Source organism: Streptomyces noursei ATCC 11455, from assembly GCF_001704275.1.
Lineage (GTDB): Bacteria > Actinomycetota > Actinomycetes > Streptomycetales > Streptomycetaceae > Streptomyces > Streptomyces noursei.
In genome coordinates this window covers 3309026-3319885 of the sequence record NZ_CP011533.1, presented here as the reverse complement: position 1 = coordinate 3319885, position 10860 = coordinate 3309026, and the positions used below count along the sequence as shown (strand labels likewise).

The 10860-nt window shown below is 72.9% G+C and carries 5 protein-coding genes; all 5 read right to left on the bottom strand.

Features of this window, described 5'->3' with window-relative positions; translation table 11 throughout:
* Nucleotides 1-43: 43 nt before the first annotated feature.
* The 5 genes from SNOUR_RS13720 to glgX all read right to left on the bottom strand — a co-directional run bounded on the left by SNOUR_RS13720 (nucleotide 44) and on the right by glgX (nucleotide 10787).
* Complete coding sequence (locus SNOUR_RS13720) at nucleotides 44-1681, bottom strand: M4 family metallopeptidase (RefSeq protein WP_067346817.1); 1638 nt, start codon at nucleotides 1679-1681, stop codon at nucleotides 44-46.
* Between the two features lie 297 nt (nucleotides 1682-1978).
* On the bottom strand, nucleotides 1979-4237 hold the full coding sequence (locus tag SNOUR_RS13715; protein WP_312632566.1) for a M4 family metallopeptidase: 2259 nt from the start codon (nucleotides 4235-4237) through the stop codon (nucleotides 1979-1981).
* Between the two features lie 357 nt (nucleotides 4238-4594).
* Entirely contained in the window at nucleotides 4595-6502 is a 1908-nt protein-coding gene (locus SNOUR_RS13710; protein ID WP_067346813.1) for an ABC transporter ATP-binding protein, read from the bottom strand.
* Entirely contained in the window at nucleotides 6499-8364 is a 1866-nt protein-coding gene (locus SNOUR_RS13705) for an ABC transporter ATP-binding protein (protein WP_067346811.1), read from the bottom strand. The genes SNOUR_RS13710 and SNOUR_RS13705 overlap by 4 nt, the downstream gene beginning before the upstream one ends.
* A gap of 158 nt (nucleotides 8365-8522) precedes the next feature.
* The gene (gene glgX / locus SNOUR_RS13700; RefSeq protein ID WP_067346809.1) at nucleotides 8523-10787 is read right to left on the bottom strand and encodes a glycogen debranching protein GlgX; all 2265 of its coding nucleotides are present in this window, start codon (nucleotides 10785-10787) and stop codon (nucleotides 8523-8525) included.
* Nucleotides 10788-10860: the final 73 nt, after the last annotated feature.

Genomic DNA, 10860 nt, shown 5'->3' with positions numbered 1-10860 from the left:
CGGCCACGCCGGTGCGGTGCGGCCAACCGGCCGCGGTGGTGCGTTACTTGACGTTGACGCCGGTCCAGGCCGACTCGACGCCCTTGACCTCGGCGCTGCCCGCGCCGTAGAGGTCGGTGGCCGCCTTGACGGTCGCCTCGCGGGCCGCCTTGTAGTCGGTGGTCGAGGTCATGTACGTGGTCAGCGCCTTGAACCAGATCTTCTCGGCCTTGTCGCGGCCGATGCCGGTGACCTTGGAGCCGTCCGCGGTCGGGCTGTCGTAGTGGTCGCCGTTCGCGTCCTTCGGGCCGCTGCCCTCGGACAGCAGGTAGAAGAAGTGGTTGGCGATGCCCGAGGAGTAGTGGACGTCCACGTTGCCGGCGTCCGCGCTCCAGTTGTCCAGGGACTGGCCGTCCTTGGAGGGCTTGTCCATGTAGCGCAGCGGCTTGCCGTCACCGTTGATGTCGATCTTCTTGCCGATGAAGTAGCTGCCCGGCTCGGCGGGGTTCTTGGCGTAGAACGCCACGGAGGCGCCGAAGATGTCCGAGGTGGCCTCGTTGAGGCCGCCGGACTCGCCGCTGTACTCCAGGCCCGCGGTGGCGGAGGTGACGCCGTGCGACATCTCGTGGCCCGCGACGTCGAGGGCGGTCAGCGGCTTGTTGTTGCCCTCGCCGTCGCCGTAGGTCATGCAGAAGCAGCTGTCGTCCCAGAACGCGTTGACGTAGTTCTGGCCGTAGTGCACGCGGGACGTGGCGCCCTTGCCGTCGCCCTTGATGCCGCTGCGGCCGTGCACGTTCTTGTAGTAGTCCCAGGTCTCCTGGGCGCCGTAGGCGGCGTCGACGGCGGCGGTCTGCGCGTTGCTGGGCTTGCCGTCGCCCCACGTGTCGGTGGAGTTGGTGAAGAGCTTGCCGTCGCCGCTCTCGCTGCCGCTCAGGTCGAACGTCTGGTGGCCGCCGCGGGAGTCGTCGGTCAGCTCGTAGCCGCTGCCGCCCTTCTTGGACGCGAGGTCGACCTTGCCGGCGTACATGCTGTTGCCGACGCCGGTCTCGATGCCCTGGAACTGGAAGAGCTTCTTGCCGGTGTTGGCGTCGGTGATGACGTGCAGCTCATTGGGCGTGCCGTCCTTCTGGACGCCGCCGACCACGGTCTCGTACGCCAGCACCGGGGTGCCCTTGGCGGCCCAGATCACCTTGCGGGGCGCGGGTGCGTCGACCTTCTTGGCGCCGATGGTCTTGGTGGCGGTGGACTCGGCGGCCAGCGCGGCGGTCTTCGGGGCGATCTTCGCGGTGAGCGAGGCGACCTTGACGTTCGCCTTGGTGGCCTTGGTGACGCCCTTGACGGCGCCGCCCTTGGCGGTGTGCACGACCAGGTCGCCGCCGAGCACCGGCAGGCCGCCGAAGGTGCGGTCGTAGCGGGTGTGCACGGTGCCGTCGGCGTCCTTGATGACGTCCTTGACGACCAGCTTCTCCTGGGAGCCCAGGCCCAGCTCCTTGGCCGTCTGCGCGGTGGCCGCGCTGGCGTCGTGGAGCAGCTCCGCGCGGTGCGAGGTGCTGAGCGCGAGCGGCGCGCCACCGTGGGGGGTGGCGGTGGGGGCGGGCGAGGCGCCGGCGGTGCCGGCCGCGGTGATGCCGGCGACGAGCAGGGCCGCTCCGGCGACCGCGGCGCTGGTCACACGGGTCTTACGAGATATGTGGGGGGTCACGCGTGCTCCTTCAACTTTGCCAAGTGGTGGGGGTGCAAAGCGATGCGGGTGTGACATGCGTCGGGAAGACTGCCAGTTGATCGGGTGCATGTCAGCGGGGTGATCGGAGTTTGGCTGAAAATCGTCCGCACAGAGGGGAGCGTTGTCCGGATAACGGAGCGGGGCGCCGTCCCCGGTGGATCCGGGGACGACGCCCAACTCGGTGATGCCGCTGATCAGTTGTCACGTCGGGTGTGACGCGGTCGAGGTCGGACCGGCGCTGTCACACCAAGGTGACGGGCAGGTTGCCGGCTCCTGTCAGAAGGTCAGCTTCCAGCCGTTGAGGGTGCCGGAGTCGCCCGCGTAGACGTCCTGGACACGCAGCTTCCAGGTGCCGCTCGCGGCCTTCGTCGAGGCGTTGACGGTGTACGTGGCCTTCACGTCGGCCGCCGAGTCCGAGAGGCTGGAGTTCTTCAGCCGGTACGCGGTGCCGTCCGGGGCCAGCAGGTCGATGACCAGGTCACCGCGCCAGCTGTGGGTGATGTCCACCGTCACCTTGAGCCCGCTGGGCGCGTTGCCGCTGCGGCTGACGGGGATCGGCGAGGTGATGGCCGCTCCGGCGTCCGGGATGGCCACCTTGGTGGTGTTCTCGTAGACGTTGCCGCCGCCGACCGGGTTGACGGTCCAGGTGAAGGACGCGGTCCCGGTCTTCTGCGCCGCGTCGGTGACCGTCACGGTGACCGTGCTGGTGCCGGCGGTGGTCGGGGTGCCCGAGATCAGGCCGGTGGAGGCGTCGATGGACAGCCCGGCGGGCAGCCCGCTGGCCGCGTACGACAGCGTGCCGGTGGTGCCGCTGCTGGCCTTGATCTGGAGGCTGGCCGCCTGGCCGACGGTGCCGGTCTGGTTGCCCGGGTTGGTGACGGAGACCCCGCCGTCCGAAACCCGGGAGCCGACGTTCACCGCCGCCCAGGTGTTGGCGACCGTGTTGTACGTGGCGCTGCCCTGGCCGAAGAGGTCGGCCGCGGCCTGGAGGGTGGCGGTGCGGGCGCCGGCGTAGTCGGTGTTGGCGCTCATGTACTGGCTGAGCGCCTTGAACCACACCTTCTCGGCGTTGGCCCGCCCGATGCCCGGCACCGGCAGGTTGTCGTAGGTCGGGCTGTCGTAGTGGACGCCGTTGATGTCCTTGGCGCCGCTGCCCTCGGACAGCAGGTAGAAGTAGTGGTTGGCGACCCCGGACGAGTAGTGGACGTCCTTGTTGCCGACGGTGCTCGACCAGTAGTCGGCCGAGGCGCCGTCCTTGGAGGGCTTGTCCATGTAGCGCAGCGGGGTGCCGTCGCCGTTGATGTTGATCTTCTCGCCGATGAGGTAGTCACCGGGGTCGGCGGGGTTGTTGGCGTAGAACTCCACGGCGGTGCCGAAGATGTCCGAGGTCGCCTCGTTGAGACCGCCGGACTCGCCGCTGTAGGTGAGGTTGGCGGTGGCGGCGGTGACGCCGTGCGACATCTCGTGGCCGGCCACGTCCAGCGCGGTCAGCGGGGCGGCGTTGTTGCTGCCGTCGCCGTACGTCATGCAGAAGCAGCCGTCGTCCCAGAAGGCGTTGACGTAGCTGTTGCCGTAGTGCACGCGGGAGTAGGCGCCGACGCCGTCGCCGCGGATGCCGGTGCGGCCGTGCACGTTCTTGTAGTAGTCCCAGGTCTCCTGGGCGCCGTAGGCGGCGTCCACGGCGGCGGTCTGGGCGTTGCCCGGGGTGCCGTCGCCCCAGGTGTCGTCGGCGTCGGTGAACAGCGAACCGGTCCCGGACGAGCCGTGGTTGAGGTTGTAGGTCTTGTGGTTGCCGCGGGTGGTGTCGGTCATCGTGAAGTTCGGCGCGGAGCCGGAGGTCCCGATGGTGACCTTGCCGCTGTACTCGCTGTTGCCGATGCCGTTCTCGATGCCCTGGTACTGGAAGATCTTCGCGCCGGTGCCGGCGTCGGTGATGACGTGCAGCTGGTTGGGCGTGCCGTCGTCCTGGAACCCGCCGACCACCGTCTCCCAGGCCAGCCGCGGGGTGCCGTCGGCGGCCCAGACCACCTTGCGCGGGGCCTGGTCGGCCGCGGTCCTCGTCGAGCCGAGGGACTTGGCGGAGGAGACCGCCTTGGCCGCGGCGGTGGCCGGGGAGACCTTCGCGGTGGTGGAGGCGACGGCGAGGGCGGCCTTGGTGGCCTTGGTGGTGCTCTTGACCGCACCGCCCTTCGCGGTGTGCACGACGAGGTCTCCGCCGAGCACCGGCAGCCCCTCGTAGGTGCGGTCGTAGCGGGTGTGCGTGGTGCCGTCGGCGTCCTGCTCGACGTCCTTGACGACCAGCTTCTCCTTGGCGCCGAGGTGCAGCCGCTGGGCGGTGGCGGCCGTGGTGGCGTTGGCCTTCCGGATCAGCTCGGCCCGCTGCGACGGGGTGAGCTTGCCGGGCAGCGCACCGGCCAGGGGGGCGGCGTGCGGGGCCGGGCGGGCGGCGGCGTGCGGGCTGGCCGCCGCGCCGGTGCCGGTCTGGACGCCGACGGCCAGCAGTGCGGTGACCGCGACCAGCGCGCCGGTCGCCACGGCACGCCGCTGCGGGGTGGGTCTATGGGGGGTGCTTCTCACACTGACTCCTTCTGCGGGGCCGCGGCACGACGGGAGCGGCCAAGGGGGGGACCGGGCGGCTGAGCGGCCGTCCGGGCAGAGCGAGGCAGAACTCGTGGAGCGTGTGTGGGGGGTTGACGAGCCGGTGGTACGGGGTCACGGCCGCCCGGAGCGGTGCAGTGGGGGTCCGGGTGGCGGCTGCCGGGAAGAGTGCCACCACTGGCGAGTGGTTGTCAGGTGCCGTTCAACTAATTGGCCGGAAAACGTCCGTTGGGCGAAATCGACGTCCGGAAACCGGACGGTCGGCCGGGTATCGGGCCGGCCCGGGACCGTCGCTCAGGACACACTCGTCCGCCAGGCCCGGTGCAGAGCCGCGTACCGGCCGCCGTCGGCGATCAGCGCGGCCGGGGCGCCGTCCTCGACGATCCGGCCGTCGGACATCACCAGCACCCGGTCCGCGGACTCCACCGTGGACAGCCGGTGCGCGATCACCAGCGCCGTCCGGCCGCGCAGCACCGCACCCATCGCCCGCTGCACCGCCCGCTCGCCCGGTATGTCCAGCGAGCTGGTCGCCTCGTCCAGGATGAGCACCGCCGGATCGGCCAGCAACGCCCGTGCGAAGCCCACCAGTTGACGCTGGCCCGCGGAGAGCCGGCCGCCGCGCCTGCGGACGTCGGTGTCGTAGCCCTCCGGGAGCGCGACGATGAAGTCGTGCGCCCCGATCGCCCGCGCGGCCCGCTCGATCCGCGCGCGGTCGGCATCCGGATCGCCCAGCGCGATGTTGTCGGCGACCGTGCCGGAGAACAGGAACGCCTCCTGGGTGACCATCACCACCTCGCGGCGCAGCTCCGCGCCGGACAGCTCGCGCAGATCGACCCCGTCCAGCGCCACCCGGCCCTCCGTGGGGTCGTGGAAGCGGGCCAGCAGCCTGGCGAGGGTGGACTTGCCGGCCCCGGTGGCGCCGACCACCGCGACGGTGGTGCCGGCCGCCAGGGCGAGGTCGAAGCGCGGCAGCACCTCGCCGCCCGTGCGGTACCCGAAGCGGACGCCGTGGAAGGCCACTTCGCGGCCGGGGCGGTCGGGGGCGGCGGGCGGCAGCGCACGCGGAGCGGTGGGCTCGGCGACCGTCGGCCGCTGGGCCAGCAGCCCGGCGATCTTCTCCAGGGAGGCGGCGGCGGACTCGTAGGCGTTCAGGAACACGCCCATCCGGTCGAGCGGGTCGTACAGCCGGCGCAGGTAGAGGGTCGCGGCGGCCAGCACGCCGAGGGCGAGCCCGCCGGTGGCGACGCGGTAGGCGCCCCACAGCACGATCGCGGCCAGCGCGGCGTTGGCCACCGCGCGGGAGCCGACGACATAGCGCGCCATCTCCAGGATCGCGTCGCCGTTGAGCCGCCGGTGGCGGGAGTTCAGCGCGGCGAAGGCGGCGTCGTTGGCCCGCTCGCGGCGGAACGCCAGCACCGGCCGGATGCCGTTGAGGGTCTCCGCGAACCGCACGATGACCGCCGCGGTGGCGGTGGACTTGGCGCGGTACGCCCGCTGCGAGCGGTGCTGGAAGGAGCGGACCAGGAGCGCCAGCGGCACCGCCGAGAGCAGCGCCGAGGTGCCCAGGCCCACGTCCAGCCAGAACAGCAGCACGGTGACGTACAGCGCCGAGAGGACGACCGTGACCAGTTCCTGGAGGCCCTCTTCGAGGAGTTCGCGCAGCGCCTCGACGTCCGTGGTGGCGCGCGATATCAACCGGCCGGAGGTGTAGCGCTCGTGGAAGTCCAGGCCGAGTGCCTGGGAGTGCCGGAAGATCCGGCCGCGCAGGTCCAGCAGCACGTCCTGGCCGGCCCGGGCGGAGAGCCGGACGAAGGCCCACTGGAGGCCGCCGGCGGCCACCGCGCACAGCACGGCCACCGTCACCAGGACGACCAACGGGCCGCGCCCGCCCGCCCGCAGGGCCGGCACCACCCGGTCGAGGGCGTAGGCCACCAGCAGCGGGCTGGCCTGCGCGGCGGCCTGCTGGAGCAGCAGCGCGGCGGTGGCGGCCGCCACCCGGCCGCGGTGCGGGGCCAGCAGCGACCCCAACAGGGCTCGGGAGGCGCCCTTCGGGGTGGGCAGCAGATCCGCCTCGAAGGCGTCCGGGGCGTCGTCCGGTGGGCGCCGCCCGTCCGCGGCGGGTCGCCCGGTGCGATGGGCGGCGTCGCCGGTGGTGTCGCTGTCCGGGCCGTCGGCCGGCCGGTCGGTCTCCGTGGTCGTCATCGCGCGCCCTCCCCCTCCTGTCGCCCGGTGTCGCCGCGCCCCGGGTCGCCGGACATCAGCGCCGCGTACTCCGCGTTCTCCCGCAGCAGTTGGTGGTGGGTGCCGACGGCGGCTATCCGGCCGCCGGACAGCAGCGCCACCCGGTCGGCCAGCAGCACCGTGGACGGCCGGTGGGCGACCACCAGTGCCGTGGTCGTCGCCAGTACGTCCCGCAGCGCCGCCTCCACCCGGGCCTCGGTGTGCACGTCGAGCGCGGAGAGCGGGTCGTCGAGGATCAGGAACCGCGGCCGGCCGACCACCGCGCGGGCCAGCGCCAACCGCTGCCGCTGCCCGCCCGACAGGCTCATCCCCTGCTCGCCGACCCCGGTGGCGGCGCCCTGCGGGAGGGCGGCCACGAACTCCTCGGCCTGCGCCACCCGCAGCGCCCGCCGCAGAGCCGCCGGGTGGTCCGCCTCCGGGCCGTCCGCCGCGCCCATCAGGACGTTCTCCGCCACCGACGCCGAGAAGAGGGTCGGCTCCTCGAAGGCCACCGCGACCAGCGCCCGCGCCTCCTCGCGGCTGAGCGTGGCCAGATCCCGGCCGTCCAGGGTGATCCGGCCCGCGGTGGGGTCGTACAGCCGCGGCACCAGCGCCGTCAGGGTGGTCTTGCCGCTGCCGGTCGCCCCGACCAGCGCCATCGTCTCCCCGGGCCGGACGTGCAGATCGACGCCCCGCAGGGCCGGATGGGCGTCGGGGGCGGCGTCCGGATAGCGGAACTCCACCCCCTCGAAGACCAGCCCCCCGCCGCCCCGTTCGCCCTCCGCGGCGGCCGCGCCGTTCGCGCGCCGCCACGTCCCGCCCTCCTCCACCGCCGGCTCGTCCAGCACCTCGAAGTACCGGTCGGCGGCGGTCGCCGCCGCGCTGCTCATCGCCAGCAGGAAGCCGATCGAGTCCACCGGCCAGCGCAGCGCCAACGCCATCGACAGGAAGGCGACGAGGGTGCCGGCGGACAGCTGCCCGTCGGCCACCTGGACCGTGCCGAGCACCAGCGCGGCGCCCAACGCCACCTCCGGCAGCAGGGTGTTGACGCCCCATATGGCGGCCAGCAGCCGGGCCTTGCGCAGCTCGGTGGTGCGCACCGCACGGGCCAGCTCGCGGAACGCGCGGGCCTGGCTGCGGTGCCGCCCGAAGCCCTTGATGATCCGGATGCCGAGCACCGACTCCTCGACGACCGTGGTCAGATCGCCGACCTGGTCCTGGGCCCGGCGCGCGACCTGCCCGTACCTGGCCTGGAAGACCGAGCACACCGCCATCAGCGGCAGCACCGGCGCCAGCAGCACCAGCCCCAGCGACCACTGCTGGGCCAGCAGCAGCACCCCGCCCACCGCGATCGTCGCGCCGTTGACCAGCAGGAACACCAGCGGGAAGACCAGGAACAGACGTATCAGCTGGAGGTCCGTGGTGGCCCGGGAGAGCAGCTGCCCCGAGGCCCAGCGGTCGTGGAAGGCCACCGGGAGCCGCTGCACATGGCGGTAGAGGGCGTCGCGCATCGCCGCCTCCACCGCCGCCGTCGGCCGGGCCACCAGCCACCGCCGCAGCCCGAACAGCAGCGCCTCGGCGACCCCGAGCAGCAGCAGAAACCCGCCGCCCAGCCACACCCCGCCGGTGTCCCGGTGCGCCACCGGCCCGTCCACCAGCCACTTGAGCACCAGCGGAACGACCACCGAGAGGCAGGACGCGACCACCGCCACGCACGCGGCGGTGCACAGCCGGGCCCGCACCGGCCGCACGAACGGCCACAGGCGTAACAGCGAGCGCACCGCGGAGCGCCGCACCGCTCCGGTCCGCTCGTCACAGGACGTCGAACGCGTGGTCGTGGCCATCACCCGCGAGCGTACGGCGCACCACTGACAATGCTCATGCGGTTTTGGCCCGAGCGTCCGGAACGGATCGGAACGGGGCGCGATGGGCCGGTAATCCCCCTTACCGACAAGAAAGATGACGTAGCGTCAGGTGCAGGGGAGTGGCCGGTCCGCGGGCGTCATTCCGGCACCGCGCGGAACAGCAGCACCGTCCGCCCCGGCACCGTGAGTGCGGCGCCCGCCGCGAACGTCCCCGATTCCGGAGGGCGTTCGGCCGTCCCGTCCGAAGGCGGCTCGACCGACGTGTCCACCAGGAGCGCGTACGACCCGGCCCAGGGGAGGCCGGGCAGGACCACCGACCGGGGCTCGGCGCCGGCGTGCAGGACGGCGAGGAAGCTGTCGTCGGTGACGCGGACGCCGCGGGCGTCGCGCTGCGGGATGTCGTTGCCGGAGAGGTACATGGCCAGGGTGGCACCGGGGGCGTACCAGTCCGCCTCGGTCATCTCGATGCCGTCCGCGCCGAACCACGCCAGGTCGCGCAGGCCGCCGCGGCGCTGCGGGCGGCCGGAGAAGAACGCCCGGCGGCGGAGCACGGGGTGGGCGCGGCGCAGCGCGATCAGGCGGGCGGCGAGGGCGGCCAGGCCGCGCCAGTGGGGGTCCTCCAGCAGCGACCAGTCGAGCCAGCCGGTGGGGTTGTCCTGGCAGTACGCGTTGTTGTTGCCGTGCTGGGTGCGGCCCATCTCGTCGCCGGCGACCAGCATCGGCACCCCGGTGGACAGCAGCAGGGTGGTCAGCAGGTTGCGGAGCTGGCGGCGGCGCAGCGCGATGACGTCCCCGTCGTCGGTCTCGCCCTCGGCGCCGCAGTTCCAGGCCCGGTTGTCGTGGGTGCCGTCGCGGTTGTCCTCGCCGTTGGCCTCGTTGTGCTTGTGCTCGTAGCTGACCAGGTCGCGCAGGGTGAAACCGTCGTGCGCGGTGATGAAGTTGACCGAGGCGTACGGGCGCCGGCCGCCCCAGGCGTAGAGGTCGCTCGATCCGGAGAGCCGGTAGCCCAGGTCGCGGACGTCGTGCGTGGCGCCGCGCCAGAAGTCCCGGACGGTGTCCCGGTAGCGGTCGTTCCACTCCGTCCACAGGGGCGGGAAGGCGCCGACCTGATAGCCGCCGGAACCGACGTCCCACGGCTCGGCGATGAGCTTGACCCGGCGCAGCACGGGGTCCTGGGCGATCACCGCCAGGAACGGGGAGAGCATGTCCACGTCGTGCATCGAGCGGGCCAGCGCCGCCGCCAGGTCGAAGCGGAAGCCGTCCACCCCCATCTCGGTGACCCAGTAGCGCAGCGAATCGGTGATCAGGCGCAGCACGTGCGGCTGGACGACGTGCAGAGTGTTGCCGCACCCGGTGTAGTCGGCGTAGCGGCGACGGTCCCCCTGGAGGCGGTAGTAGCCGCGGTTGTCGATGCCGCGGAGGGAGAGCGTCGGCCCCCTTTCGCCGGCCTCGGCGGTGTGGTTGTAGACGACGTCCAGGATCACCTCGATGCCGGCGTCGTGCAGCGCCCGGACCATCCGCTTGAACTCGCCGACCTGCTGGCCGCGGGTCCCGGTGGCGGCGTAGCCGGCGTGCGGCGCGAAATAGCCGAGGGAGTTGTAGCCCCAGTAGTTGCGCAGCCCCCGGCGCACCAGGTGGTCCTCGTGCGCGAACTGGTGGACCGGCAGCAGTTCGACGGCGGTCACCCCGAGCCGGGTCAGGTGCGCCAGCGCGGCCGGGTGGGCCAGCCCGGCGTAGGTGCCGCGCAGCCGCTCCGGGATGCCCGGGTGGCGCATGGTGAAGCCCCGGACGTGCAGCTCGTAGAGGACGGAATCCGGCCACGGAGTCTTGGGCCGCCGGTCGTCCCGCCACTCGTCCTGGCCGTCGCCCTCCTCGCCGACCACCACCCCCTTGGGGACGTACGGCGCCGAGTCGCGGTCGTCCCGCACGGTGTCGGCTATGTGCTGCTCGGGCCAGTCCCGGACGTGCCCGTAGAGCTGGGCGGGCAGCGCCGGTCCGGTGGGGCCGGCCTCGATACGGGCGCCGAAGTCGCCGTCCACGGCCCGGGCGTACGGGTCGAGCAGCAGCTTCGCCGGGTTCCAACGGGCACCGGTCCAGGGGTCCCAGCGGCCGTGCACCCGGTAGCCGTAGCGCTGCCCGGGGCGGACGCCGGGCAGGAAGCCGTGCCAGATCTCGTGGGTCAGTTCGGTGAGGGGGCAGCGGGTCTCCTGCTCCTCCTCGTCGAAGAGGCACAGTTCGACGGCCTCGGCACCGCCCGCCCACAGGGCGAAGTTGGTGCCCGCCACGCCGTCCGGCCCGGTGCGGCAGCGGGCCCCCAGGGGCGTCGGGCTGCCGGGGCGGACGTCCGCGGGCGGGGCGAGCGGTTCGTCCGCCACCGCCTCCTGCTCGGGTGCGCTGGACACGTGCCGGCCTCCTGCGGCTCGGGGCTGGCGGCGGCGTCCCGGGCCCGGAGCGTCCCGGCCGGGCGCGGGGCCG